Source organism: Paenibacillus sp. PCH8, from assembly GCF_002968835.1.
Taxonomy (GTDB): Bacteria; Bacillota; Bacilli; order Paenibacillales; family Paenibacillaceae; genus Paenibacillus.
This window is the reverse complement of the sequence record NZ_PKQK01000002.1, coordinates 545,031-570,729: the sequence shown is the minus strand read 5'-3', so window position 1 is coordinate 570,729 and position 25,699 is coordinate 545,031. Positions and strand designations below refer to the sequence as shown.

Below are 25,699 nucleotides of genomic sequence, written 5' to 3'. Positions count from 1 at the left end.
GCTTGGGTCAGTTCATGATTGGATCAGGACAAGGTAAATACACATGAATTATAGAATTCAGGTTCAGAAGGGAAGTACGTGATGTCCATTCAGACAGCAATGGTTACAGGAGCGAATTCAGGCATGGGTCTGGCAACAACAATCGAACTTGCAAGACAAGGGTACAGTGTGATTATGGCATGTCGCAGTGAGAAGCGCGGGCAGGAGGCCCTCAAGGAAGCACTACGTCAGTCCGGATCGTCAGCGATTCAACTCATGTTGTGTGACTTGGGTTCACTCGAAAGCATACGCCAGTTTGCCCGAACTTTCCGCGAGCGCCACGACAGTCTGGATGTTCTGGTTAATAATGCGGGTGTTGTCATGGTCAAGCGGAAGGAAACTTCGGACGGATTCGAACAGAGTATCGGCATTAACCATCTGGGACACTTTCTGCTCACCGTGCTTTTGATTGAACCACTGAAAGCAGCGAAACAGGGACGGATTGTGAACGTATCATCTGGCGCGTACAAAGCTGGCAAAATTCACTTTGAAGATCCGCATCTGCACCAAGGCTATAATCCGATCAAAAGCTATGCTCAATCCAAGCTGGCTAACGTTCTGTTCACTCGTGCGCTCGCCCGCAAAATGTCAGGCACGTCTGTTACGGTGAACTGTCTACATCCGGGTGCGGTGGGAACAAGTATTGGCGTGGATCGCAATACCGGATTTGGCACACGTATTATGGCTTTTGCAGGCAAGCTGCCGTTCTTTCTGTCGCCTGAAGAAGGGGCACGAACGGCTATCTATCTGGCTACAAGTCCTGAAGTCGTCGGGGTCACCGGGCGTTACTTCTATCAACAGAAAGAGCAGCAGCTGAAGGCACATGCCGTTGATGATGCTTCAGCTGAGCGTTTCTGGACGTGGAGCGAAGAACAAGTTGGGCTGAAACCTGACGAGAAGTTGTAATTCACACAAGCTGATGAGTGACCAATGAATAGAGTCATTACATTTTTTATACTTTTGCCTTCACATCTTGCTGGATCATTTCAATAAAAGCTTCAATATGTTGGATGCCTTGATCTCCTTGACCGTATGCACGGACAGAGGCGGATGAGGCATTTTTCTCATTCTCACCGAGTACGAGCGAATAAGGTACTTTTTCCATCTGGGCTTCACGGATTTTGTACCCGAGCTTCTCGCTGCGCAGATCTGTTTCTACCCGAATTCCCGCAGCCCGGAGCTGGCTCTGTACTTGGAGAGCATAGTCTGCGTAATGATCGGATACCGGCAGCAATTTCACTTGCACAGGTGCGAGCCAGAGTGGGAATGCACCTGCATAATGTTCAGTCAGGATACCGATGAAACGGTCAATGGAACCGTAGATGGCACGGTGGATTACGACCGGACGGTGTTTCAGGCTATCCTCGCCAATGTAAGTGAGGTCGAACTTCTCCGGCATTTGAAAATCAAGTTGGATTGTTCCACACTGCCAGCTACGCTTCAGCGCATCGAGGATATGAAAGTCAATTTTCGGTCCATAAAAGGCACCGTCTCCTTCGTTAATGCGGTATTCGACACCGCGCCGGTCAAGAACATTTTGCAATGCACGTTCCGCCTGATCCCACAGTTCTTCTGATCCCATGGAATCTTCCGGACGAGTGGACAGTTCGATCTTATATTCGAATCCAAAGATATCGTACATGCGTCCGATCAGTGAGATGGCCTGATTAATCTCATCCTCGATCTGTTCGGGCATCACATAGAGGTGGGCATCGTCCTGACAAAATGTCCGTACACGCATCATGCCGTTCAGCGCACCGGAGAATTCATGACGGTGAACCTGACCGAATTCCATCATGCGAATCGGCAGTTCGCGGTAGGAATGCAGTGTATTTTTGAAGATCAGCATATGTCCGGGGCAGTTCATCGGTTTGAGTGCAAAAGTCGCATCGTCCACGTCCGAGAAATACATATTGTCCTTGTAATGCTCCCAGTGACCGGATTGCTCCCACAAGCGGTTGTTCATCATGAGAGGAGTTCGAACTTCCTGATAGCCTTCCTGTAATTGCAGCTCACGGGAGAATTGCTCCAGTTCAGTACGGACAGTCATGCCTTTGGGGAGATAAAAGGGCATGCCGGGTGCTTCTTCGGAGAACATGAACAGTTCAAGCTCTTTGCCCAGCTTGCGATGATCTCGTTTCTTCGCTTCTTCGAGCATGTGCAGATGTTCGTCTAATTGGACTTTGTTCGGGAAAGCAGTGCCGTAGATGCGCTGCAGCATCTTATTATCCGAGTTGCCCCGCCAGTATGCTCCAGCCACATTGAGCAGTTTGAAGGCTTTGATCCGACCAGTGGAAGGAAGATGGGGGCCACGACACAGATCGAAGAACTCACCTTGATCATAGATTGAAAGCTCGGCGTCCTCTGGCAAATCCCGAATAAGTTCAAGCTTGTACGGGTCCTGGATTTCTCCGAAGATGCGGAGGGCTTCCTCCCGGCTAACCACCCGGCGACTAATTTTTTGATTCTCCTGAATGATCTTGTTCATTTCCCGCTCAATGGCAGCCAGATCACTGATGGACAAGGCGTGCTCCAGATCAACATCGTAATAGAAACCATCTTCAATGACGGGACCGATGCCCAGTTTCACTTGTTCCGCACCGTAGATGCGTTTGAGCGCCTGTGCAAGCACATGTGCTGCGCTGTGACGATAACGATACAGACCTTCCGCGCTATCTAAAGTAACGATGAAGAGTTCGCAATCTTGCTTGAGCACCCTATCGAGATCGACATTCTGACCATCTACAATACCGCCAATGGCCTGTTTTCCAAGACTTGTACTGATGGATGAGGCGACCGCACCTACAGTGATGCCTGCTTCGTAAGAACGTACCACGCCACTTTGCAGACGGACCTCGATGGAATGACTGGATTGGTGCAGATCATTAGATGGTTTACTTCTTTCGTTGCTTGACAGACTGCTTACCTGTTCGTTTACTTGACTACTTTTATTCGGTTTGCTCATGTGAACCACTCTCCATTTCTTAAAATGAAAGCGCAAAAAACACCCGTCCCGGAAAAGGGACGAGTGCGCTTGGCTCGTGGTTCCACCCTAATTTGGTTATGATGCACTCCGCTCTCGGCCAGCCGCCGCGAACAGGAAACATCATAACCCTCATTGGAATCCGTTATCGGGGATCAGGCGGTGAACTCTACTGGTAACATGCCGAACATCCGAAGGAGGTCCGAAATGCTGAGGTTCGAGGTCACGGCTGCAGAGGGGTAATTCCGGTCCGTTCGCTGAAGAAGGTTTCACCAATCCCCTCTCTCTCTGGGCAGCACGCAAACGAAATCTTGTCTCTGGTCATCGCCAAATATGTTAGACCAACTCATTAGAATGATCCTGAAATGTGTTGCATTCAATATCAATATATGGAACAGGTGTTATTGAGTGTCGATTATATAGACTCAAACTGGAAAGGTCAAGCAAAATGTTGAACAGCCTATTCTGATGATCCATCCCACACCAAACGAATAACGGTTCCCTCCCCAGGGGTAGAATGTACTTCAATCCGGCCATTCATTGCTTCAATCAATCCTTTGGTTACTGCCATGCCGAGGCCTGAACCCACATCCGAAGTACCCGTATCCGTACCGCGATAATATCGTTCAAACAGTTTCCATACTGTCTCCGGGCTCATGCCTTGTCCATTATCGGCAAACTCAATGGTGAACTCACCGTCTCGTTCGCCGGCATGTACACGAACAATGAGGATAGATTCGGACGGGTTGTGAAGAAGAGCGTTAGCCGTGAGATTATCTACGATCCGCTCAAAAGAAGGGATGTGCACCATCCCGTAGACAGGCGCATCTGTAGGTTGAAAATGAATACGGCCTTGTCCGTATGCTGGGTTACGCTCCGCTCGTTGCACGAGATCGTGAAGTAGCGTATTTACGTCAGTTCGCGCCACTTCAGGCTGGTAACCTCCACTCCGTAGCCGGTAGGTCATGGCAAGATCATTCACAAGCCTGTCCATATACATTGATTTGTCTACCATAATACCTGCGAATTCCCGGACTTCCTCTGTCGTCCAACTGTACTTGTCGGCCTCCAGCATATGCGCATATCCCTGGATGGAAGAAAGAGGTGTCTTGAGGTCGTGTGTGATGCCAGCGATCCATTCCTCCCGGAGGGAGTCCGTCTGTTTCCGTTGCTCTTCATCTTGCTTGAGTGTATGGGACAATGCCTGCATGGAATGAAGCACCTCACCATAAACATGATATTTCCGCTTCCATTTTCCGTTGCGGCGCTGGCTCCGCGGAAGGCCCATAGCCCCCGTAGGTTCTTCGTAATGCCCTTTCTCCAGACGCTGCAGCCACTGGAGCATATGCAGCATTGGGGAGCCGAAGCGATTAGCGTACCATAAAGCAAGCAAAACCAGAAGCACGATGATGGACAAAATCAATACAATCAGAGCTGGTTCAAGAATGAAAGCGTAGGGATTGTCCTTCTTAACGACGGTTGGATCAATCGGTACACTTACCAACCAAGTTGTTTCATTGGGTATGTCGTACCACGTGGCCACCGATATGCCCGAACGATTGGGATAACGAACTTTGAGAACGAGATCCTGAATGCTGTACTGGCTGGGCACACCCATAGCCGGTTTATTATAGGATAATATTTCCTTTCCGTAGGGGTCCAGAATTTGAATATAGGCATCTGCCTTGCGAATAGTCTCCTGTTCAGCAGGTTTCACAGTCAGCAGTTTACCGCTGGCATAGGCAAGCTTTGGACGGATCTCATCAAGTAATGACTTGGCTACATTCCGTTCACCATATAACAACGTGAAATATTTCCCGTCCTTCTCCCGGATCAGCATGGCGAGCTGATACGGAAACGGTTTATTAGCCTCCCAGTAGGCAATCAATTCACCAGGTTTGTAGTGGTTGGGTACATCGGACGGGATGTGATAATCGTCAATGACATAGCCTTTTTCATCCAGAACCTGCAGCCAGCCCTTATTTTTATCAACCTGCTTCAAAAGATCGGGATCGTATCGTATCGTGTTGTCCGGCATGATCTCGGCGGTATTAATTAACTGATCTAGCCCGCTGGTCGCAAAATCATCTACCAGATTCACTTCGTTTATCTTTTGCACGACCCAGTAGGTGGCTACAGACCCAAGCAGAATGATAAGAACGACTGCACCGGCAAGCATCCCGATAAACCGGGTCATTAACCTGCGGCGAATACTCATTGGCGTGACACATGTTGCGGCTGAATCAGTTTGTAACCCAGACCACGGACATTGACAAGAAACACAGGATTAGAAGGATCTGCTTCAATGCGTTCCCGAATACGGTGAATATGAACCATAACAGTGTTGTCATCACGGATCGCTTCAGAGCCCCATACCCTTTCATATAGATCGGATTTGGTGAATATGCGATTGGGATGTTTGCAGAAAAAGAGCAGGAGTTGGAATACGAGTGCAGGGCAGGATACCGCTTGTCCCTCAACTCGTAGTTCGCCAGCCAGCTCCAGGACCTGAAATCGTCCGAAGTCATAGATCCCTGCCGAGATGCCGGAGGGTGACGTATTTACGTTGGATGAAGTGTGTTCCGGGATCGTTACTGTTTTGGAAGGCATGTAACGCTTCAGTAATGATTTGATCCGGGCGACCACTTCGAGAGGATTAAAGGGTTTGACGACATAATCATCCCCTCCGACAGCGAATCCGGTTAACTTGTCATAATCCGTTGTTTTGGCCGTCAGAAACAGGATGGGGGCATCCGTGACCTGTCTTAGAAAAGGACAGATTTCCAGACCGCTTTTACCCGGAAGCATAATATCTAGCACGATACAATGATACGTTTTGTTGTTACAGGCTTCGAGAGCAGCTTCGCCTGTAGTTGCGGTGTCAATATCGAGAAACTGCTCTTTGAGCAGAACGGTTTTGAGCATATGAAGAATCGCTTGTTCATCATCTACAAGCAGCAATGAGACGTGATCCATATTGTAATTCATGACCTCCTCGTACTTCCCTTTTTGTTTAATGCTAATCATACCATTCGGAAGACCTTTTGGACTGTATGATATCTTAACGGAATCTTAATTATAAAGAGTCAAAGGGCATTGCGAGTTTAGCTGCATGTAAGTAAGAGTTAGACGAAGGATAATACTCATTCTGTACACTTAACGTAAACCTATAACAGAAAGGGTGTTGAACAATGAACAATTTGAACAATGAATATCACAAGGCAAGAAAGAGCTGGAGGTTGCTCGCCATAACGCTTGGTGCATGCCTGGTATTATCTGCGTGCAGTAACTCCATTACTTCCAAAGAAGCAGAACAACAATCAGCCGAGCAAGCAGCAAGTACGGATAAATCGAGTGAGAATTCCAATCAGGAACGGAACTCAAGTTCAGAGGTGAGCACAACGGTAACACCAGACAATTTGATAGATATATTAATGAATGGGTCGAAAGAGACAATCTATAACCAGTTTACCCCGGAATTCAAGAAAGCCTTAACGTTACAGCAGTTTGAGGAGGGTGCCGACGACTTCCTGAAGGGTGTGAAGTCTTGGGAGCAGGTGGTAGATGCCAAGATGAATAATCTGAGGGAGCATGCATGGCAAGATGGGACGGGAACCAAGGGGATTCGAGCTTATTTTACGGAAGACAATCAGATCGGCGGTCTGGTAATTCAACCATTGGAAGCTCATGAGTCAACGGACAATCAATTCACCAAGACGGAGTTCCAATTCCCTATGAAGGGCGAAATGTTTGTATTCTGGGGAGGGAATAATGTTCTGTCCAACTATCATTACGAGCACGAAACACAGCGCTATGCGCTGGATATTGTTCGGACGAAGGAAGATTCAAGCTATCAGGGAGATGCGGCGGTTAACGAGAATTACTACGCTTTTGGTGAACCACTCTATGCAGCTGCGGAGGGTACAGTCGTTGAAATCAAGAACGATATTCCAGATAATGTACCGGGGGTCATGAATCCGGTAGAGCCGGCAGGTAACTATGTGGTTATCGATCATGGAAATGGTGAATACAGCATCACTGGACATATCAAGGAAGGTAGTGTGGCAGTCAAAGAAGGAGATAAACTCAAGCAGGGCGACCTCATCGGTGAACTCGGCAATTCGGGTAACTCTAGTGAAGCTCATCTGCACTTCCAGGTTTCGGACGGGCCAGATCTATTCACTTCGCATTCAATCAATATTCGTTGGGCGGATCAGAGTCAAGATTTGACTCGTGGGAACATGGTTCAAGGACTGCCTGAGTAATCGGTTAACTAACAATGGATTCAAATGTTATAGATGACGCGAACTTCTCTTCTCCGTTATAATAGCTTCTATAATTAGAGGTTCGACTTTGGAATAATGGAGGAGTTGAGATGAAACTGGATAATCTACAGATTGAATATGCGCGCCTGGAGGACTTGCCCCGGATTGTGGAGATCTATAATTCCACGATTGAAGGGCGAATGGCAACGGCGGATCTGGAGCCAGTGACCGTGGAGCAGCGTATGCGGTGGTTCGAGGACCATTCACCGGATCATCGTCCGTTATGGGTGATGAAGCAGGAAGGACGGGTTGTAGCCTGGGTGAGTCTTAGCTCGTTCTATGGACGCCCGGCGTATAACGGGACGGTGGAAGTCAGTGTATACGTGGATCAGCAATGCCGTGGAATTGGGGCCGGTGGCCGTCTGCTGAATACGGTATTTGATGCCTGTCCCGCACTGGGGATCACAACTGTTTTGGGGTTTGTCTTTGGACATAACGAACCGAGTCTGGGCTTATTACGCAAGCATGGTTTTGAACAGTGGGGTATTATCCTGAAGTGGCTGTGCTGGATGGTGTGAACCGGGATCTGGCGATTTTGGGCAAAAAAATCTAACGGACATACTTGTCAGCTTGGCAAGCAAGAACTGAAGATGACAATCCGATCAAGTCTTGGGTAGTAGGGCCGATCCCCTGTTACTTGAAATAAACAAAAACCTTCGATCCTTTATAGAGGATCGGAGGTTTTTGTCTTTTTCCTAGATCTGATGATGTTATATAACCCGAATGCCGAGTGTGTTACAGGCCAAGCTGTTGCTTGATATCCTGAATCTGACCCAGATGGCGTTCTTCATGATAACTGGCAAAGTCAACCCACTGGGCAAGGTCCATCTCGCCGAATACCGGATGAGGGAAAGACTTGCTGCGCAGTACTTCAACATCATGTTCCCGGGCAAGTTGTTCCAAGGCCCGATGGGATGCTTCCAGATCGCTGCGTACATCTGCAAGGGCCTCGGGTGCTGCTGGTGGCTGAAGATGGGGCGGGGCTTCCACGGATCGGCTGCGATCCAGAGATCGTTCATACGGCTTTTTATCCACCAATCCGATCGGTTCCTTCTCCAATGCAAGACGGGCTTGCTTCCCGATGACATGTTCCATGAGACTCAGATGACGCAGGACCTGCATGATGCTCCATTGTTCGGGCGTAGGTTTCCGGTTCAACTGGTCTTCGTCTAAACCAGAGACGACCTCCCAGATCTGGTTACGAATATCGTCATTACGAGTAAACATCGTACAATCCTCTCCTTATATATGGGTTATGTGATGATATTATCCTGTGTATGTCCATGAACAAAAATGTGGATGCTTGTTCTATAAGCATAGAGGAATAGTTGCATAATTGCGAATGGCATAGATTATTGATGTTGTTAGATGCAGTTCGTGTAAAATAAAAAAAGCCGTTCTCCATGAACGGTTGTGCTCTAGGATCACCAACTGCAAAAAAAGATTGACGGGCACACCCCGGCAAACTATAATCGGTAACAAGTAACTTGATATGTAAGGAGTCCTGACATGATATGTTAGTGATCGATGAGGTCTATCACCGTACAGAATTGCAAATATCATCGTCCGATTTATTGTACCTTATCGAACGGCTGAAGGTCAAAAAACAAAATGAGATCGAAACGCTCAAGCAAAAGATCGAGCAGTTTGAACAAAAACGCCGAGCGGAAGAGGTTGCTTATCAATCGTTGTCACCCGTTCGCAAATGGTTTGCTGGACGACCGGCATCCCATCATCAGGCGGTGGAGTATATGGTGCAGGTGAAGGAACGTTTCCGCAAAATGGAACAGATTCGCAGACGTATGCGTGAACTGGATCAGATCGCTGAACGAATTCAGCATTCAGACAGCATCGAGCGGGATGAGATCGAGCTTGCACCCGATACGATCCGTGAGATTAGACAGCTTCGTGAAACGGAGGATGTACAAGCATGACTTTGGAGACGTTAAGCTCCGGGATCGATACGGTCTGGGTCGTCCTGAGCGCAGCTATGATTTTATTGATGGAGGGTGGATTCGCCCTGCTTGAGGCTGGCTTCGTGCGTTATAAAAATAGTGTGAACATTATTATGAAAGTTTTTGCTGATATTACGATCGGTACATTGCTGTTCTATGCCATTGGCTTTGGACTTATGTATGGTTCGGATGTTGGCGGTTTTGTTGGAGTAACGGGATTCTTCCTGAATGGAGACTTGTCTCATCTGGACATACCGGTATCGCTGGAGACGTTCTGGTTGTTCCAGGCGGCATTTACCATTGCTGTCATTTCGATCGTTTCTGGAGCGGTGGCGGAGCGAATCAACTTCCGTGCCTATCTCTTGTATATCATCTTGATGACGGCGATCATCTATCCAATTGGTGGACACTGGGCATGGGGCGGCGGCTGGCTTAGTCAGCTGGGAATGCAGGACTTTGCCGGTTCGGCTGTCATCCATGCGCTCGGCGGGTTCTCGGCACTGGCTGCTGCAATCATTATCGGTCCGCGAAAAGGCAAATACACACCGCTTGGCGTGAGTGCCATTGCGCTTCCAAGCAATCTGCCGCTGGCATCCGTAGGTGCATTTCTGCTGTGGTTCGGCTGGTTTGGCTTCAATGCGGGCAGTACGCTAAGTGCAACCGATGTAAGAATCGGTCACATTGCGATTGTAACGATGTTATCTGCGGCTTCAGGGGGTGCGGTTACACTGCTGTACACTTTGTTTCGCTTCAATCGTTCGGATGCACCATCGGTTATTAACGGTTCGCTCGCGGGCCTGGTCGGAATCACAGCAGGCTGTGCTTTTGTTGGAGATGTAGCGGCCATATTCATTGGGGCGGTATCTGGCTTGTTGATGATGGCTGCAACCAACTGGCTCGACCGTCGGCAGATTGATGATCCGGTGGGCGCGTTCCCTGTTCATGCCGCATCAGGCATGTGGGGCACGATTGCCGTAGGTCTGTTTGCCACGGATGGCGGCTTATTCATGGGTGGCGGTTGGAGGCTGCTCGGTGTTCAGGTACTTGGCCTTACAGCCCTGGTCATCTGGGGATTCGCCATGACATGGATCGGTTTGAAGTTGATTGGCAAGATTGTACCTGTGCGCTCGACAGAAGAAGAGGAAGATCTGGGTCTGGATATCAGCTATCATGGGGTGATGGCTGCCCATCAGGCACATGAATTCCTGGATGGTGAGGAGCATATGCGTGCTTACCAAGATAAATCTTCTGATCCGAATCGCTAAATGGAATATAGAATTAAGGAAGTAGACTGACAAGGAATGTCAGTCTCTTTTTTGAATAGAAGCAGGGAAAGTCGTCAACGCGGAAGAATATACAGGTGTGAACATGAATATGACTCAGCATAGGTGTATTGTCTAAAGGGGAGGATCTATATGATTAAGCCTGAACAATGTGAACGTCTGACCAGAAAAGCTCGTAAAACACTTGAGGCGTGTGGCCTGGGTGTTGCTGCCGATCTATTATTATCTTCAAGCCGCTGGGGAATCCGTCTCGATGTATCCACACTGGATGAATATCGCAGAACAGGAAACTCACGTGTGGGTGGACATCCCGATTTGTCGAGTGAGATGGAGTGGCCTTTAACACAAGAAGGGGTGCCCATGACTTTCCTGGCCCAGCTGAACCTGGTGGACTTGTCGCCGTATACGCCGAATGATGGGCGCGGGACTTTGCCTGAACGGGGAATGTTATATTTCTTCATTGGTGCGGATGAACCTGCCTACCCAATTGAACATCGTGTGATTTTTGAGCCGAGTGCCCATAACCTGACAAGGCGAGAGCCTGAGGGTGATACTGCGCTGGATGGAGGACCTTTTGTTGCCCATTCGGTGACAGTCCTGCCTAATCTTGAATTTCCTACATATGCCTATACGGATGCCAACGCACTGGATGAGCTTTCCCCTACGAAGTCTGGGACGGATGAGGCAGTGACAGAAACGAATCTGGTTGACCGATACCTTGAATTTGAGTCGAACTGGAATCATCCAAGTACGCTCAATTGGGGGGGGATGTTTGGATACCCTGATGGGCAACATTCGGATGCCGAGCATCGGGCCTTGTCGCAGATCGTCCTTGGAGAAGAGTACGGTTATAACGAGCAGGCGTGTGAGAAGAAGCTGACCGCACATTATGGCGGAGACGAGGAACGGACATGGCAGGAATTATCCGATATGCTGCTGTTGTTGAAAATAGATACGCATGATGCCATTGGTTTTCAATGGTGGGACTGCGGGGAGCTTCAATTTTTCATTCGCAGGTCTGACCTGGAGGCTGGACGATTCGATCAAACGTATTGCTCGTTATACTCAAGTTGAGCAAAGATTTGAACCCATACAGGCAACAAAATGTCCCAAATCCCGTCTATAAAAAGGAGGAGGGACTTTTTTGTTCGTCAATTGTTATATAAATTGAACTAAAGAATAGTTACACTGCACACTCCGATGACAGAATAACCTTCCGAACGCTGTTATCCCCAGATTTTTTTGATTCCTTTTATAAAGGGGAAATCCGGGGATAGCATATGCTTCCGATGTGGCTTTCTTGCAGAAAGCTTTTAGCTCCGCTTCTTCAGGTCCTTTCTGTCTCTCTGTTTTGTGTAGATGTTTAGTTCAATTTATATAGATTTGTTGTATAACTTGTTTATATATGAAGGAGGGATATCTTGGTTGATAACCGATCATATGTTCTGTATAATGGGAAGAAAAGGAAGTGTATCTGTTGATTCAATCGGCATTCAAACATATTGATGTAGCCGTAACATCGTTAATTCATATATGTGATCAGCTGTCGGAAGAAGATTTGACTCTGACTCCGATTGAGGGCAAACGGCCAGTTGGTGAATTACTGTCCCATCTGTCTGTGATCTGCCGAGCGGATGTCTATATTTCCGAAGGTGCATCGGAAGAAGAGATGGCTCTATTCTATGCAGAGAATCAGGTTCATTCGCTCCGTCAGATCAAGCAGGCATTGATGGATAACCAGATGTATCTGTACCAACGGTACAGACAGTTTAACACCGAAGAGTTACTGCATGTGACGGATTCGTACTGGGGAGCATCCTATAGTCGGTTGGAGTGGTTGCTGGAGATTATGGGACATGTGTATCATCACAGAGGACAATTGTATACGATGCTAACTCTCACGGGAAAAGAACCCCAATTAGTGCTTTTCAAATAGGAAGATTTCATTCAATCGAGTAAGTACGTAAATGGTAAGAACGAACGGATCGAATACATATAAGCATGTTACAGGGAATACTGTGGGTGAAATTGGAAATGGATGGACGATACGACAAGATAGGCGTAAAACAATGGAGAATTCAGGACCTGGACCAGCACCAGGATACATGGATTGAACGTGTCCGTGAAGATCATGATGATTTTCGTTTTCATACCTCGGTGGTATACTTTGAACAGGTAAGGAATTGTGGAAGGGAAAGGAATAATGCCGTGGCACAGCCAGCAACTATTCTGCTTGTGGATGATGAGCAGGAGATTATTAAATTGATGGAAATTTATTTTGGCAACGAAGGTTACCGTATTCTCACAGCGAGTGACGGGATTGAGGCGCTGGAACTATTGAAAAAAGAATCGGTTGATCTCATTATTCTCGATGTCATGATGCCGAATATGGATGGAATCGAAGCTTGTATGAAAATTCGGGAAGAGCAGAAAATGCCAATCATTATGTTGTCTGCCAAAAGCATGGATATGGATAAAATAACAGGACTAAGTATCGGTGCCGATGATTATGTGACCAAGCCGTTTAACCCGCTTGAACTTGTGGCACGGGCGAAATCCCAGCTGCGGAGGTATCATACCTTCAATGAAGGTCGGGAGAACAAGGAGCATGAGTGGGTTATCGATGATCTGATCATTAATACCGATACACATGAGGTCTGGGTGGACGAACAGCCGGTTCGTCTGACTCCCCGTGAATTTGCTGTGCTGGAACTGTTGGCGCGTCATCAGGGTTCAGTGCTAAGTATGGAACAGATCTATTGTCAAGTGTGGAAGGAAGAGTTCATGGAGTCGAACAATACAGTTATGGTGCATATCCGCAAGATTCGAGAGAAGATTGAACTCGACAGTAAGCATCCCAAGTTTATTCAGACCGTATGGGGTGTTGGCTACAAGATGATCAAACCTCAATAAGAAATATGCATCTACAGAATGTTAGGTGATATGTACACAGGCGGGAGCTTCTACAATGAATTCAAATGTAATTAACACAGTTCGATGGAAGTTTATCTATGCATTTCTGTTAAGCGGCATATTGACCGCGGCTGTCTTGTACGGGGGCAGCAGGGTTGGGCAGTCTATTCTGGAAGCTCAGACGTATCCGAATTATTCTGTTTCAGCTAAAGGAATTCGGTGGTTGATCCATAATATCGGATCAGTGCCGTTGATGATCGTGGTAGGAGCTCTTGGTTTTGTGCTGTTTTTTTTCCTGTTCTCACGCAAGGTGATGCGAGTTCTGGATGAAATTACGGCGGGCATTCAGGAAGTTGCCAAAGGAGAGTTGTCTCATCGCATCGAGGTGAAGACCTCGGATGAGTTCGGAGTGGTGGCTGCAAGTATTAATCAGATGGCTGAACAATTGCAGTTGTCCCTACAGGAAGAACGTAATGCCGTCGCTGCCAAAAATGATCTGATAACGGGCATATCCCATGATCTGAGAACACCACTAACGTCAATCCTTGGATTTCTGGAGTACGTTGAGAAGGATCGGTACCAGGATGAAATTGAGATGCGCTATTACGTTAGCATTGCTTATGAGAAATCCTTAACACTTCGCAGGCTAATTGATGATCTGTTCGAGTATACGCGTGTAAGCGGGGGGAGTCTGCCGTTGTCTTTGAATGCGTTGAATCTGAATTCGTTTCTGATGCAGCTGGCTGAAGAGTTTGCTCCAATGCTGGAGGACGCCGGCATGACCTATACGATTGTCGGTGGACAAGAACCGCTATGGATTCTGGCAGCTCCAGGCGAACTTGTACGAGCGTATGAAAATCTGTTCAGCAATGCCATTCGGTATGGTTCGCAAGGTAAAGTGATGGAGATTGGACTTGCTCTGGAAGAGGAAGAAGCTGTGGTTCGTATTAGTAATTATGGCGACCCGATTCCGGCTCAGGATCTTCCTCGTCTGTTTGAACGTTTTTATCGTGTGGATAAATCCCGTTCCCGGGACACAGGAGGTACCGGTCTGGGTCTGGCAATTGCCAAATCAATGATTGAATTACATCACGGAAATATCACTGTCTACAGTGAAAACGGAAGAACTGACTTTGTTACCCGGTTTCCTGTGATTGATCCTCCTGTGTTAAGAAAATGATAAGAAGTTAAACACACCTTCATTAAGAAATATTCGGTATTCTTAATCTCAATTGAGTTCACTACAGAATTGAGGAGGATACCGAATATGAAGTCATCATGGCGTACAGTAAGAATCAGTTACCTATATATTTGCGGAGCAAGCGCCATCCTTAGCGCTGTGCTCCTGTTTGTCGTTCATCACATGCTGCGATTTGCCTATGCTCATGTCTTGTCAGATGTAGCGTGGATAACCCGTATGATGAACTGGGGAATAAACCACATTGGAACAAGGCCGTTCCTCATCTTCATCGGGGGAGTCTTGTTTGCAGTCTTTTTCTGGATTCGTTCGCAGAAGATAGCAGAGGATCTCCGGCATATTGCAAGCGGAACAACGGATCTCGCGAATGGTCGGGTCCCTGCCCAAATGGATGTATTAAGTAGAGGAGAGTTAAGGCAGATGGCTAACCATCTGAATACGATTGCATTTCATATGCAAGAGAACTCTCAAGCGATCTCGACACCAATGGGATTACCGATAAAACTTACGCTGTACGGTGTCCGTTCCTCTCTGGACGAGATCATTCAAGGTCGATGCAAGGACGCGGTAGAGATGCAGCACTGGGTCAGGCTAGCCTATGAACAGACATTGCTACTCCAACATGCGCTAGGGATTACAGAACTGAAGGTTCAGGACGATTCAGCTCCGAGTGAACAGGTAATCAGGGAGCCGAAATGTTGAGACGCAGGAGCAAGCGCTGGATTTATCACATATTCGATGCAACCGTTGCAGTGGTTCTTACGCTGACGCTTCTCTATCTTTATCTGATTGTGTATGGTGAAGGAATGCTTCGCAATCATCCAGAGGCTATTCAGGTGGCCGCTTCAACCCTTATTACGAACGCAGAGGGAAACGAAATTTCGAGATTGTATACACAGACCAAAGGATATTCGGAATTTGCAGATCTGAACGCCATGCCGGATTTGCTGATCATGGCTTTCTTAGCTACAGAAGATCGACGGTTTTACAGCCATGATGGATTGGATTTCATCGGGGTGGGCAGGGCCATCGTGCAAGACATCATACATATGGATCTGAGTCAGGGAGGAAGCTCCATTACGCAGCAACTGGCAAGAAATCTGTATTTGAACGGGAATAAAACATGGACCCGGAAGGTGAATGAAATATCGATCGCCATGGCGTTGGAGAAGAAGTTTAAGAAGGATGAGATATTGGAACTGTACTTGAATCACATCTACATGGGGCGACAGCAGTATGGTGTTAAAGCGGCAGCTGTACGTTATTTCGGGATTACAGATTTGCATCAGTTGGAGCTATGGCAGATCGCTACGCTGGCTGGAATTCCGAAAGGACCTTCCATCTATAATCCGGTGGATCATCCTTCGCTTTCAAAACAGCGGCGTTCTGTCGTGCATGCGATCATGCATGAGCAGGGACTGATTACGCGCAAACAGATGCTGGAAGCTCGCCACGTCGATTACACGCCCTCTGACACGGAATTGAAGTCAGTAGCTGCACCGGGTTTGAGCGAGCCTGCTTATGTGTCCGCTGTGGATGCGGTAATCCAGGAGGCTTCCCGGATCACAGGCAAGAGTGGAGCAGAGATTCAATCAGCGGGCTGGACGATTCATACCGGATTGAATCGGCAAGCGCAGCTTGCCATGGAGCAAACATTTCGAGATTCATCCCGTATGGTAGTTACCAACCCGGCAATTTGGGAGGGCATTACAGGGGATCTGTTACCATGTCCCAGGCCATTCAGCAATCCATCAACGCGCCAGCCGTTTGGTTACTTCATGAAATTGGGTTGAAACAGGCCTATCCATTTGCCAGTCGATTGGGGATCGAACTGGGAGAAGAGGATCTGAACCTCTCTATTGCCTTGGGAGGACTACATAAGGGAGTATCTCCGCTAAAAATGGCACAAGCCTACGCGGTATTTGCCAATAACGGCAAGTATAATACGGCACACCTAATTCGAGAGATTACCGATACCGATGGACAGATTATTTATTCGCATAGGTCTGAAAATAAACAGGTTATTACCACTCGCACAGCGAATGCTATGACGAAGATGCTGCAAAGTGTGGTTAGCCAGGGACAGGTAGTCGGGCACGGATGAACCAGGTTACGGTGGCGGGCAAAACGGGGACGACACAGGCGGGTGTCTCGGGTGTTGCTAAAGATGCGAATCGTGATCTTTGGTTTGTTGGATATACGAGCGAATGGACTGCAGCCGTGTGGATGGGGTTTGATCATACCGATGTAGAGCATGTTATGCGCACGGGAAGTGGCACTGCGGCGGAGTTGTTCGCTTCGGTGATGATACGTGCTACGCAATAGAATCCAATGGAGAGAGAGACCATAGTCCAGACGATTATTTCCTTCTCTTGGAGAACACAGGATTAGCTTTTAATGTATAATATGTTGTCTTATCTATCGTAAAGGAGGCTGGAATGGACTATAAATATAGGAAATCGGAACTGGATATGAACTCGCTGTCGCCCAAAACCGGGATCAGACCGGAATTTCCTGGCATCTCAGGATTAGGCGGCTGGCTTATTTTGATTCAGATTAGTCTTTGGCTCTCCCTGGTGTTTCTCATCTCGGATGTGTCGCAGGTAAACGTCTTTATGGACCCGGCCAGATGGGTAGAAGGCCGTGGTGTCGATCAGCAGATGTACACTGAGGTGATACGCCCACTTCTATGGTTTGGCTTCATTAGCAGCATCATTCTATTGATGATCGTTATTGTGAGTCTCGTTCTTTTATATAAAAAGAAGAAACAGTTTCCACGCATGATGATGGTGATGTATGTGTTGAATGTCGTGATAGGAATCGTGACCTGGATTCTGATTGCACGAGGTGAGATTCCAAGAGAACAGCATGTGCTCGATCCAACACCAGCTTTTCATTTAATCATACGATCGCTCCTGACGTGCTGTATCTTCATTCCATACTTCCTCAAGTCGGTGCGGGTTAAGAATACGTTCATAAAGTAAGCCGTGTAACAGGCTTCCGTTGTGTTGGCATACAGTCCAAAAAGAAAATCTCATGGGGAAGGCCCGTTGCGTACAGAGAATTCACTCTGTCTGTAACGGGCCTTCCTTGCGTCTCATGATGGGTACAAAGCAAGGTCACTTTGGCAATGATTTTGTCCGCAACGAGTCGGATAATCGGCGTATCATCTGGTTTAGCACCTCGGATAGTACGAGGCCCACGGCGATGGCACCAGATAACATGAGTGCCTTGGCTGCCATCTCCATGGCTGCACTGTAGTCATGTTGAACAAAACTACGCATGGCATTGTACGCGAGTCCACCCGGAACCAGAGGAATGATGCCTGCGACACTGAAAATAATAACGGGTGCACGGAACATACGGGAGAAAACCTGACTGATGACACCTACGGCTATGGTCGCTGCAAGTGTGGCAGGAACCGCATCCGCTGCATATTCGAGCACGATATAGATGATCCAGCCGATCATGCCGACAAATCCACCGTGAAGCAACATGCGTCGTGGTGCGTTGAAGATAATGCCGAACGCCGCCGAAGCGACAAAACTGGTCAAGGCTTGTTCAATAAAATGGAGCATATCCTGCATTCCTCCGTCTTACATAAAAAGTGAAAACACAACCGCTATACCGGTACCAATCGCAAAAGCGGTTAGAAACGCTTCGGCTCCCTTGGATAAACCGGACACCAGATGTCCGGCCATCAGGTCACGTACGGCATTGGTAATCAGCAGACCTGGAACCAAAGGCATAACCGAACCAATGATGATTTTGTCCCGTTCATGGCCTGCTCCGATATAGACCAGGAAAAAAGCGAGTAAACCAATGACGAAGGCTGCGGTAAGCTCGGCAAAGAATTTGACCTGTACCAACCGGTGAAAGGCAATCACGGCTGCATAGCCTATGCCACCGCAGACGAGCGCTGGAAGAAAGTCGCCCCAACCCCCGCCAAACATAATGGTAAAACAACCGCTGGATAACGCCGCAGCCCCAAGCAGCACGGTCGTTGAGTAGGAGGAAGGTTTGCCTTCAATCTGCAACAACAGGTCATGCGCTTCCTGAACGGATAATTCTCCTTGTCCAATGCGGCGGGAGACCGCATTCACCTCGGATACTTTGTCCAGATCCGTTGTACGCTCAGAGATGCGAATCAGCTTGGCAGGTTCGGTTGCATCTACCGAGAAAAAGATGCCTGTTGGCACAACATAACTGTGCGAGTGGGGTAATCCAAGCGCCGCTGCCATACGTTTCATCGTATCTTCGACACGGTAGGTTTCACCACCGCTTTGCAGCATGATTTTGCCTGCGAGCAGACAGATTGCAATCACGCGGGGTTGTTCAGTAGAATGGTTGCCAATCCTACCCGCCTCGGTTTGAGTTACGGGAGATGAATCATGACGTATGTATTCCAACCGGATCAAACTCCGTTTCATATGAGATAAGGCGTGGTGCCGACACCATTGTATCATATTTCACACACCAGCAAGGAAACATACCGCACGAAGGAGAAGAAGTCACTTATCCAGCTTGTACCGCGAGAAGAATCTCTTCATCCAGAGACATTTCATTAAATCCACAAACCCCAAAAAAGCTTCGTTCCCAAGGCCCGAAGGGGCAGGAGCGGAGCTTTTTGTGGGTTGTGGCACACGTTGCGTGAAGTACATTAAACCAAGCTACATTAACAGCGTAATGACTAACAACTCATACAGGACGAGTGGCAAAATGGTCGGTCCGAATAAAGCGCGTGGCTCAGGATATCCATGCATCGGAGTAACCTGGAGATACAGAATCCCGCGGTCTGCACTGATGATGACACCTTCCCATACCTGACCATCCATATTCTGGACGTGCACCTTCTTGCCTATATGTTGCCGGGCTGTATGATGAAGCATATTCCGCACATTTTGCACGGATTGGAGCATCGGTTGATTGGCCTGGTATACGACGCGTGTGGATGGTGTGGATGTGGAATCAGACATGATGCACAACCCTTCCTCAAAATAAGTTCATACTTCAAGGTATGCATCCGCCTACAAAAGGTGATTACCGAAACGTCATCTCAAGGCTCCCGCGTCCATTTTCATAAGCCACTTTACCCAGTGCTCCGTTCACAAAGGTGAGTTGAGGTGGGATATGGCCTAAATCCACATCGTACAGGATAGGCACGTCCAGATCTTTCAGTGCTGAAGACAGGGCATCCGTGAAATTAAAATCTCCTGTATCCGAATAACCGGCAAGTCGGCCAAACATGAAGCCTTTCACGCCTGCAAACCAGCCCGCCTGTCTCATCTGCCATAGATGACGATAGATATCTCCCGCATTCATCTCACAGCTCTCCAAGTACCAGATCGTTCCCTCGTCTGCACAATACTCATCCAGATATGTTTCAACGGGGGCATACGGTGTACCGATCAGACAGGTGATTGTATCCATGCAGCCGCCCATGAGTCGTCCAGAGAATGATACGGCCGTGTCTGCATCTTCCGCATGACCGAGCTGTTTCCAGCGGGAAGGTGTATCCAGATTGAAACCGGGCAGTTCTGGTTTCCATTCCGTTTGATAATGCGTAGAAGACGATTGTGTAATCTGCCCGCCCTGTTCGGTCTGTAATACATCCAAGCAGCGTGCAGTAACCCAATCGATCTGGCTTGATCGAAGATCTACATAATTGGTGCCATGAGCCGAAGCTGTGCCAGTGAGCAATGTATAAGCAAACAGGAATGTACTGATATCCGAATAGCCCATAACCCACTTAGGTGGCAACGTTCGAAATGCTCCCCAGTCCAACAGGGGGAGAATATCCATCAGGAATTCCCCGCCCCATGGAGGGATAATCGCTTGAATATTCGGATCACGCATAAACGCATTCATTTCTTCGGCACGGGCCTCTTTGGATGCACTCACACATTTACTATTGTGACGGAGGGACGGGCTTTCTTGTACGCCAAACCCAAGACGCTCCATATGGAGCTTACACTCTACAAGAGAAGGATACATGGATTCGCCTACACCGCTGGACGGTGCCGCCACACCGATGATGCCCCCTGGCGCAAGTGGCTGTGGATAACGGATTGAACGTTGATTCATTGTGGAACACACCTTTCCTGTGAATATATCGATTGAATGTAGATGTTAGATATTATTATTATAGTGCATGACTACTTCATGCGGCTTGCTTTTATGGCTGTTACATTTCCTTTAGGGAATCACAGGAATTTCAATAGAGAACGGTGCGCGAATTTGATCAGGGTAAGAGTATATTTCCATTGTCAGATTTCCTTTGGCTGCGGCTCCATTTTTAATAACAACCCTTGCTTCAAAGACGGAAGGGCTCCAACCTACTTCATTAATGTCGAAAGGATTTCCTTTACTATCCTTGATATTGGTAAAAGATAGCCCTGAAGTAGCATTTTGAGAGTCTGCAATTGAAAACTCGATAACCAAATCTTTGCCCTGGGCCGTGCTTTTCAAGAATTTCAAACTTGATGGGCCACCTTGTATTTCACCTGATGATGGATCAATGCTGATAACCAGTTCATCCTTATCCACTGCTGAAAGGCCAGATCCCTGCAAAATCAGTTTTTTCGGAGTGGAGAAGAACATGCTTTCGAAAAAGACGGAACTTCCAGAGCCTCCGATGGAAGATGAATCCGTTCGCCATGCTCGGCCTTGCTCATCTACCAATTGCAGATCACGAATTCCGAAGATTTTTTTGGTGTTGTTCCGATCATATTCGATATCGAGTACAAGGCGAGTGGGATACAGAACGGCTTGTTTTACATGGATACGCTGCCCGTCCACGGTCATTGTTTGGTTCACGGGAATGATTTTTTTCATGTCTTTCGTTAAGCTGCGATCCACTGGGAAAGTGACCTTCCACTTATTATTCGGTTCCTTACCTCGTTCCTTAAATATAACGGTCAGCTCTTGTGGCGGTAAAGATTCTGTGAATGAGACATCGATTTTATCCTCATAAATGCCATTTTCTGAAGTAGGTTTAGGAGAGGAATAGCTAAATCCAACAGGAAGATCTGTACCGTTCTCATCCAGCAAATCGATGTCATAGTTGAATTTTTCGGAATCTTTCATGCCTTTCATCGTGTAAAAAATGACCATGCGTGACTCGTCTGTGATAATGCCTTCAACAGTCACGGAAGCACCATCATGCTCATCGGTTATACCGACTTTCTGTAAGAGAGACTTATCGATCGCCATCATTAACCCTTTATCCTGGCGAATCATGCTCACAATGCCTTCCATTCCGGGCAATTGCTCCACGAAGGACGCAAAGGCGGGAGAGACACGGATACATCCCGTAAACAGCAGAATGAGGACAGCAGCCGAGATAGAGCTCATATACCAGCGCAACCGAGACTTGCGTTTGCGGGCAGCCAGACGGATTCCAGCCTGAACAGCCTGGGATGCCGCAACATCAGGTACAGGCATAGTATCATATTCCGTCTTGCGACCCTTCAGCCGTTCTTCCAATGCGTCGAATGAGTTTCGTTCATCGGTCATGAGGATGCATCTCCTTTCGTTTCAAGTTGATCCCGTAGCTGTCCGAGTGCCCGATGTAATCGGGATTTTACGGTTCCAGTTGGAATTTCAAGAATATCGGCGACTTCAGTTAAGGAGAAACCTTCGAAATAACTCATAATAATAATTGGTTTGCAATCCCGGTCAAGGCTGGATACAGCGACCGCAAGGTCCGGGTCTGCAGGGCGATCCCAACTGCCAGTTTCTTGAACTTCGGTAACTGGACTGTGACTGTATCTGCTTTTGCGTTTGCGTTCGTCTGCACAGTAGTTGAGCAGAATTCGGATGAGCCAAGTACCGAAGTAGGAGGGCTCTTTTAATTTTTTGAGTTTACGGAATGCCCTGAAGGTTGATTCCTGGATCGCTTCCAGCGCGTCACCTTCGTTGTGCAAGTAGGCATAGGCGATACGGTACAGTCGGCTCTGATGTAATTCCATTAAGGCTGCAAAAGCCTCGGCATCCCCTTTTTGTGCGGCTATTATAAGTTGAATCGGGGTCACATGGCTCCTCCTTTCATGGATATGTTGAGTATTAGACCACGGAAAGGGCCAAACGGTTCTTGGTTTTTAATAAAAAATGATGTATGTGAAAATTCAAAGTTTTTGAAGCGTAAAGGTAGGGTCAGGAAACATCAAACAACCGCCAAAATCCCCTTCGTGGCTGGAAGAAGGATCTGGCGGTTATGTATGTTTTGCTCATGTGCAACAACTTGCACAACGATGGTTACTTCGTTGCAATAGCATCCCTTAGATAAGCAGCTGTCGCCCTATTTCCGCGTGTAATCGCAATGTCCAGTGCGGTCTCACCCGCTGAGTTCTCTGCATTCGGATCGGCATCATGTTGAAGCAATAGTTGGATAAGCTCAATCTGATCCGTATGGAATGCAGCTGAATGCAGTACATTTTGCCCATCGCTGTCCAGAATACTTGTGCATGCCCCGTGTTCCAGCAAGAGTTCGATAACCTCAGGCGAACGTTCTCCGGCAAAAGCGGCATGCAGTGCCGTATTGGACGGAATAAAGGAAATCTTGGAATGAGAAAGGGCGTTAACATCGGCTCCATACTCCAGAAGAAGACGTACTGCTCCTGCTTGTCCATAATGAGAGGCATATCCGAGTGGGGTAAGTCCATCTTGATTTTCCGTATTGGCCAACTCGGGCAAGGAAGCAAGAGTCTTTCTTATGGTTGTAACGTCCCCATGCTGTGCAGCTTGGAATAGATGATTAGTCTGTTTCGAATGATTCATATATGAAAGCCCTCCATCAGATGAGATTGTTCAATTATATGGTTTCCCTCTCAGAGGTTCTTCTTCATAATCACCTTTTTGCTCGCAGCTGAGTAGGAGAAGTATCGAAGCGTCTGGTGAATAATGAACTGAACGAACCGAGACTTTCGAAGCCCACATCATAACAGATATGGGTAACAGACGTGTCCGTATCAAGCAGAAGCCGCTTTGCAGCCTGTAGTCTGCATTCAGTAAGATAACGATGGGGTGAAGTGCCAAACAACTGTTTATAATTTCGTAGAAAATGATTCACGGATAATTGTGCAGCCGCTGCAGTCTGCTCCAGCGATAACGGCTGATCATAATAGGCGGAGATATACTCGTGCCCGATGTACACTCTGCGATATAACTCTTCTCTGGTTGAATGCTTGATCATATTCAGTTCGTTGATCTCTTGCTGAACGTCACGGTGTAAATCAAGCATATGAACAGCAACCTGTTGAAGCTGTTCCTCTGTTGCCCAGGAATCCATCGTGTCTGGACTGTACAAATTACGCAAACGATTCAGGGCTGCACCAAGCCGATTATCCATGGAGTATGTGCGTTCAACCCACTCCATCCTACTTGAGGATGAACAGGCATATGGCTCATCAAGTAGCCGGAGATCACTGCTGACCAGATTTCGACTAATCTCTTCCACATAACCGGCAGGGAAGAAGATACAAAAGGATTCTACCGGTACGGAAGAATCAATATGGAGACTGTACTCCTGACCCTCATTCAGAAGTAGATAACGCTCATGGTTAACTGCGAAGTGACCGCGTCCCGCTTCATAGAGTGATCTTCCGTTACGGAATGTTTTCAGTGATAGCGAGCCGCTGCCTTTCCAGTCGAATTGGGAACTTGATTCATGCAGAATGAAGGGGGCGGGAGCAGGTTGAGGAATATGAAACTCCAACATGTGCAAGCACCTCCAATCTTAATTCTGGTTATATAACTTCTTCACAGCGTCCAGTCCAGGCACAGCAAAGCAGGCGAGTGGAGAAGGCAGATCATGCAGCCGGAACCAGCCGATCTCACCAATGGCTCCGCCTTCTTCCAGATTACGAGCATGGCCGCCAATAACCTTGGTGGAATAAAGAACGGATATCCAATGCTCTTCCTGTTGCGGCTGGATTGTCTCCGCCGTACAGAGCAGCCTGTCGATGGAGATATCCAGATCCACTTCCTCCTTAATTTCACGGATGACTGCTGTCTCCAGTGACTCGTAGGCATCGACTTTCCCGCCGGGAATACTCCAGGTGTGCTGTTCAGGCTGCCGATTACGCCAGACGAGCAGCACTTCATGCCGTTCGTTCAGGATGACCGCACCTACGCCGATGCGTGGTGTGACCACCGATTCACCTGTGACACTTGAACCAGAAACAGAATTAACATCAGAACTGAATATAGACGGAGCATCTTGTTCGTTAACCTGACGTTGCCAGGAGCCATCTGCTGTCGTACTCCCGAACTCAGGAATGCGAGTGGATCGGAACGACAAGGGAAGCCTGGTCTGCGTCGACCATTCTTCCGAAAGGATACTCATCGAGATCAGATCATAATGTGCGCCATCTCGCATGACTGCTGAACGCTGACGACCTTCCTCCCGAAAACCAGCTTTTAAGTATGCGTGGCGGGCACCTTCGTTATATTCGATGACTTCGAGCGCAATCCGGTTCAGGTTCAATTCGTGGAATCCATATCGAAGAATCAGGGCAAGGGCATCACTGCCGTATCCTTTACCTCGATCATTCTCTTCACCGATTCCAATCGCCAGACGAGCGGAGCGATTGTTCCATTCAATCCGGTAGAGGGCGGTGAATCCAATGTATCGGTTGCCTTCCAGCGTACGTAACGCAAATTCAAAACCGTTGTCTCTGCGGACGGAGGAGGAGCCTGTCTCATCCGGCGTTAACGGAACAGCGATATCTGTATCCATATTGCGCAAATATTCATAATCGTCCGTGAAGCGGGAGAGCCGCATGCAATCTTCCGGGGATGGGGCCGCAAGTCTGACTTTGGAACCTTGGAAACCATTTAAATGACGTGGAGCCATGTTGCACCTCTTTTGTTCGATATGTAATCAATCGTTTTTTTCATTATACTACGAACAGGAGTGGATACCGAAAAATGGCATCAAACACTTGTTTGCCGGAATGAAGCGGGTTAGATCACATGCGTAATGGTTAATGGATTCCTTACCC

The 25,699-nt window shown here is 47.8% G+C and carries 24 protein-coding genes and 2 pseudogenes; 13 read left to right on the top strand and 13 right to left on the bottom strand.

The features are described from left to right. Positions 1-81 precede the first annotated feature (81 nt). Positions 82-945 (top strand): SDR family oxidoreductase, encoded by an 864-nt coding sequence (locus C0Q44_RS15270; RefSeq protein ID WP_105408139.1) that lies wholly within the window; start codon positions 82-84, stop codon positions 943-945. 46 nt (positions 946-991) lie between these two features. On the opposite strand, the gene thrS is transcribed toward C0Q44_RS15270, so the two are convergent. The 3 genes from thrS to C0Q44_RS15255 form a co-directional block, all read right to left on the bottom strand. Next, complete coding sequence (gene thrS / locus C0Q44_RS15265; protein WP_258166349.1) at positions 992-3,004, bottom strand: threonine--tRNA ligase; 2,013 nt, start codon at positions 3,002-3,004, stop codon at positions 992-994. Positions 3,005-3,482: 478 nt separating this feature from the next. After that, positions 3,483-5,240 (bottom strand): sensor histidine kinase, encoded by a 1,758-nt coding sequence (locus tag C0Q44_RS15260; protein ID WP_105408138.1) that lies wholly within the window; start codon positions 5,238-5,240, stop codon positions 3,483-3,485. Next, entirely contained in the window at positions 5,237-5,998 is a 762-nt protein-coding gene (locus C0Q44_RS15255) for a response regulator transcription factor (protein ID WP_105408137.1), read from the bottom strand. Before C0Q44_RS15255 ends, C0Q44_RS15260 begins: the two co-directional genes overlap by 4 nt. Before the next feature lie 215 nt (positions 5,999-6,213). Between C0Q44_RS15255 and C0Q44_RS15250 the strand changes: the two genes are divergently transcribed. Further along, positions 6,214-7,287, top strand: a complete 1,074-nt coding sequence (locus tag C0Q44_RS15250; RefSeq protein WP_105408136.1) for a M23 family metallopeptidase — start codon at positions 6,214-6,216, stop codon at positions 7,285-7,287. Positions 7,288-7,397: 110 nt separating this feature from the next. After that, positions 7,398-7,900 (top strand): annotated as a pseudogene (locus tag C0Q44_RS15245) (N-acetyltransferase family protein). 182 nt (positions 7,901-8,082) lie between these two features. Here C0Q44_RS15245 and C0Q44_RS15240 read toward each other — a convergent pair. Continuing rightward, a complete protein-coding gene (locus C0Q44_RS15240) occupies positions 8,083-8,574 on the bottom strand; it encodes a DinB family protein (protein WP_105408135.1) in 492 nt (163 codons plus the stop codon). Positions 8,575-8,861: 287 nt separating this feature from the next. Here C0Q44_RS15240 and C0Q44_RS15235 point away from each other — a divergent pair, with 287 nt between their 5' ends. The 10 genes and pseudogenes from C0Q44_RS15235 (at position 8,862) to C0Q44_RS15185 (ending at position 17,680) form a co-directional block, all read left to right on the top strand. After that, on the top strand, positions 8,862-9,281 hold the full coding sequence (locus C0Q44_RS15235; protein ID WP_105408134.1) for a hypothetical protein: 420 nt from the start codon (positions 8,862-8,864) through the stop codon (positions 9,279-9,281). Continuing rightward, positions 9,278-10,567 carry an ammonium transporter gene (locus C0Q44_RS15230; protein ID WP_105408133.1) on the top strand — a complete coding sequence of 430 codons (1,290 nt, stop codon included), beginning with the start codon at positions 9,278-9,280 and terminating at the stop codon, positions 10,565-10,567. Before C0Q44_RS15235 ends, C0Q44_RS15230 begins: the two co-directional genes overlap by 4 nt. 150 nt (positions 10,568-10,717) lie before the next feature. Beyond that, positions 10,718-11,659, top strand: a complete 942-nt coding sequence (locus tag C0Q44_RS15225; RefSeq protein ID WP_105408132.1) for a DUF1963 domain-containing protein — start codon at positions 10,718-10,720, stop codon at positions 11,657-11,659. A 394-nt stretch (positions 11,660-12,053) separates the two neighbouring features. After that, positions 12,054-12,521 carry a DinB family protein gene (locus tag C0Q44_RS15220; protein WP_258166347.1) on the top strand — a complete coding sequence of 156 codons (468 nt, stop codon included), beginning with the start codon at positions 12,054-12,056 and terminating at the stop codon, positions 12,519-12,521. A 272-nt stretch (positions 12,522-12,793) separates the two neighbouring features. After that, positions 12,794-13,498, top strand: coding sequence for a response regulator transcription factor (locus C0Q44_RS15215; protein WP_105408500.1), 705 nt, complete (start codon positions 12,794-12,796; stop codon positions 13,496-13,498). Between the two features lie 55 nt (positions 13,499-13,553). Next, on the top strand, positions 13,554-14,678 hold the full coding sequence (locus tag C0Q44_RS15210) for a sensor histidine kinase (RefSeq protein WP_105408131.1): 1,125 nt from the start codon (positions 13,554-13,556) through the stop codon (positions 14,676-14,678). A gap of 87 nt (positions 14,679-14,765) precedes the next feature. Beyond that, positions 14,766-15,398, top strand: coding sequence for a hypothetical protein (locus C0Q44_RS15205; RefSeq protein WP_105408130.1), 633 nt, complete (start codon positions 14,766-14,768; stop codon positions 15,396-15,398). Continuing rightward, positions 15,392-16,489 carry a transglycosylase domain-containing protein gene (locus tag C0Q44_RS15200; protein ID WP_105408129.1) on the top strand — a complete coding sequence of 366 codons (1,098 nt, stop codon included), beginning with the start codon at positions 15,392-15,394 and terminating at the stop codon, positions 16,487-16,489. The genes C0Q44_RS15205 and C0Q44_RS15200 overlap by 7 nt, the downstream gene beginning before the upstream one ends. After that, positions 16,423-17,021: pseudogene (locus tag C0Q44_RS31800) on the top strand (penicillin-binding transpeptidase domain-containing protein). Before C0Q44_RS15200 ends, C0Q44_RS31800 begins: the two are co-directional and overlap by 67 nt. A gap of 113 nt (positions 17,022-17,134) precedes the next feature. Beyond that, positions 17,135-17,680 (top strand): DUF2569 family protein, encoded by a 546-nt coding sequence (locus tag C0Q44_RS15185; protein ID WP_105408126.1) that lies wholly within the window; start codon positions 17,135-17,137, stop codon positions 17,678-17,680. Positions 17,681-17,815: 135 nt separating this feature from the next. Here C0Q44_RS15185 and C0Q44_RS15180 read toward each other — a convergent pair whose 3' ends face one another. The 9 genes from C0Q44_RS15180 to C0Q44_RS31515 form a co-directional block, all read right to left on the bottom strand. After that, the gene (locus C0Q44_RS15180) at positions 17,816-18,274 is read right to left on the bottom strand and encodes a threonine/serine exporter family protein (RefSeq protein ID WP_105408125.1); all 459 of its coding nucleotides are present in this window, start codon (positions 18,272-18,274) and stop codon (positions 17,816-17,818) included. 18 nt (positions 18,275-18,292) lie between these two features. Further along, positions 18,293-19,051, bottom strand: coding sequence for a threonine/serine exporter family protein (locus C0Q44_RS15175; protein ID WP_105408499.1), 759 nt, complete (start codon positions 19,049-19,051; stop codon positions 18,293-18,295). 315 nt (positions 19,052-19,366) lie between these two features. Further along, the gene (locus C0Q44_RS15170) at positions 19,367-19,672 is read right to left on the bottom strand and encodes a hypothetical protein (protein ID WP_105408124.1); all 306 of its coding nucleotides are present in this window, start codon (positions 19,670-19,672) and stop codon (positions 19,367-19,369) included. Between the two features lie 64 nt (positions 19,673-19,736). Further along, on the bottom strand, positions 19,737-20,780 hold the full coding sequence (locus tag C0Q44_RS15165; RefSeq protein ID WP_105408123.1) for a S66 family peptidase: 1,044 nt from the start codon (positions 20,778-20,780) through the stop codon (positions 19,737-19,739). Positions 20,781-20,891: 111 nt separating this feature from the next. After that, positions 20,892-22,211, bottom strand: coding sequence for a DUF4179 domain-containing protein (locus tag C0Q44_RS15160; protein WP_105408122.1), 1,320 nt, complete (start codon positions 22,209-22,211; stop codon positions 20,892-20,894). Beyond that, positions 22,208-22,729 (bottom strand): sigma-70 family RNA polymerase sigma factor, encoded by a 522-nt coding sequence (locus C0Q44_RS15155; RefSeq protein WP_181151008.1) that lies wholly within the window; start codon positions 22,727-22,729, stop codon positions 22,208-22,210. Before C0Q44_RS15155 ends, C0Q44_RS15160 begins: the two co-directional genes overlap by 4 nt. Before the next feature lie 223 nt (positions 22,730-22,952). After that, a complete protein-coding gene (locus C0Q44_RS15150; protein ID WP_105408120.1) occupies positions 22,953-23,474 on the bottom strand; it encodes an ankyrin repeat domain-containing protein in 522 nt (173 codons plus the stop codon). 70 nt (positions 23,475-23,544) lie between these two features. After that, complete coding sequence (locus C0Q44_RS15145) at positions 23,545-24,414, bottom strand: helix-turn-helix domain-containing protein (protein WP_105408119.1); 870 nt, start codon at positions 24,412-24,414, stop codon at positions 23,545-23,547. A gap of 18 nt (positions 24,415-24,432) precedes the next feature. Then, the gene (locus C0Q44_RS31515) at positions 24,433-25,551 is read right to left on the bottom strand and encodes a GNAT family N-acetyltransferase (protein WP_308737423.1); all 1,119 of its coding nucleotides are present in this window, start codon (positions 25,549-25,551) and stop codon (positions 24,433-24,435) included. Between the last annotated feature and the right edge of the window lie 148 nt (positions 25,552-25,699).

What these genes read in the sequence shown, in the direction of transcription:
- thrS (WP_258166349.1), bottom strand. Translation starts at nt 3,004, where the DNA reads ATGAGCAAACCGAATAAAAGTAGTCAAGTAAACGAACAGGTAAGCAGT.
- C0Q44_RS15160 (WP_105408122.1), bottom strand. Translation starts at nt 22,211, where the DNA reads ATGACCGATGAACGAAACTCATTCGACGCATTGGAAGAACGGCTGAAG.
- C0Q44_RS15200 (WP_105408129.1), top strand. Translation starts at nt 15,392, where the DNA reads ATGTTGAGACGCAGGAGCAAGCGCTGGATTTATCACATATTCGATGCA.
- C0Q44_RS15235 (WP_105408134.1), top strand. Translation starts at nt 8,862, where the DNA reads ATGTTAGTGATCGATGAGGTCTATCACCGTACAGAATTGCAAATATCA.
- C0Q44_RS15255 (WP_105408137.1), bottom strand. Translation starts at nt 5,998, where the DNA reads ATGGATCACGTCTCATTGCTGCTTGTAGATGATGAACAAGCGATTCTT.
- C0Q44_RS15270 (WP_105408139.1), top strand. Translation starts at nt 82, where the DNA reads ATGTCCATTCAGACAGCAATGGTTACAGGAGCGAATTCAGGCATGGGT.
- C0Q44_RS15225 (WP_105408132.1), top strand. Translation starts at nt 10,718, where the DNA reads ATGATTAAGCCTGAACAATGTGAACGTCTGACCAGAAAAGCTCGTAAA.
- C0Q44_RS15180 (WP_105408125.1), bottom strand. Translation starts at nt 18,274, where the DNA reads ATGCTCCATTTTATTGAACAAGCCTTGACCAGTTTTGTCGCTTCGGCG.
- C0Q44_RS15150 (WP_105408120.1), bottom strand. Translation starts at nt 23,474, where the DNA reads ATGAATCATTCGAAACAGACTAATCATCTATTCCAAGCTGCACAGCAT.
- C0Q44_RS15185 (WP_105408126.1), top strand. Translation starts at nt 17,135, where the DNA reads ATGGACTATAAATATAGGAAATCGGAACTGGATATGAACTCGCTGTCG.
- C0Q44_RS15145 (WP_105408119.1), bottom strand. Translation starts at nt 24,414, where the DNA reads ATGTTGGAGTTTCATATTCCTCAACCTGCTCCCGCCCCCTTCATTCTG.
- C0Q44_RS15260 (WP_105408138.1), bottom strand. Translation starts at nt 5,240, where the DNA reads ATGAGTATTCGCCGCAGGTTAATGACCCGGTTTATCGGGATGCTTGCC.
- C0Q44_RS15230 (WP_105408133.1), top strand. Translation starts at nt 9,278, where the DNA reads ATGACTTTGGAGACGTTAAGCTCCGGGATCGATACGGTCTGGGTCGTC.
- C0Q44_RS15240 (WP_105408135.1), bottom strand. Translation starts at nt 8,574, where the DNA reads ATGTTTACTCGTAATGACGATATTCGTAACCAGATCTGGGAGGTCGTC.
- C0Q44_RS15170 (WP_105408124.1), bottom strand. Translation starts at nt 19,672, where the DNA reads ATGTCTGATTCCACATCCACACCATCCACACGCGTCGTATACCAGGCC.
- C0Q44_RS15250 (WP_105408136.1), top strand. Translation starts at nt 6,214, where the DNA reads ATGAACAATTTGAACAATGAATATCACAAGGCAAGAAAGAGCTGGAGG.
- C0Q44_RS15165 (WP_105408123.1), bottom strand. Translation starts at nt 20,780, where the DNA reads ATGAATCAACGTTCAATCCGTTATCCACAGCCACTTGCGCCAGGGGGC.
- C0Q44_RS15210 (WP_105408131.1), top strand. Translation starts at nt 13,554, where the DNA reads ATGAATTCAAATGTAATTAACACAGTTCGATGGAAGTTTATCTATGCA.
- C0Q44_RS31515 (WP_308737423.1), bottom strand. Translation starts at nt 25,551, where the DNA reads ATGGCTCCACGTCATTTAAATGGTTTCCAAGGTTCCAAAGTCAGACTT.
- C0Q44_RS15205 (WP_105408130.1), top strand. Translation starts at nt 14,766, where the DNA reads ATGAAGTCATCATGGCGTACAGTAAGAATCAGTTACCTATATATTTGC.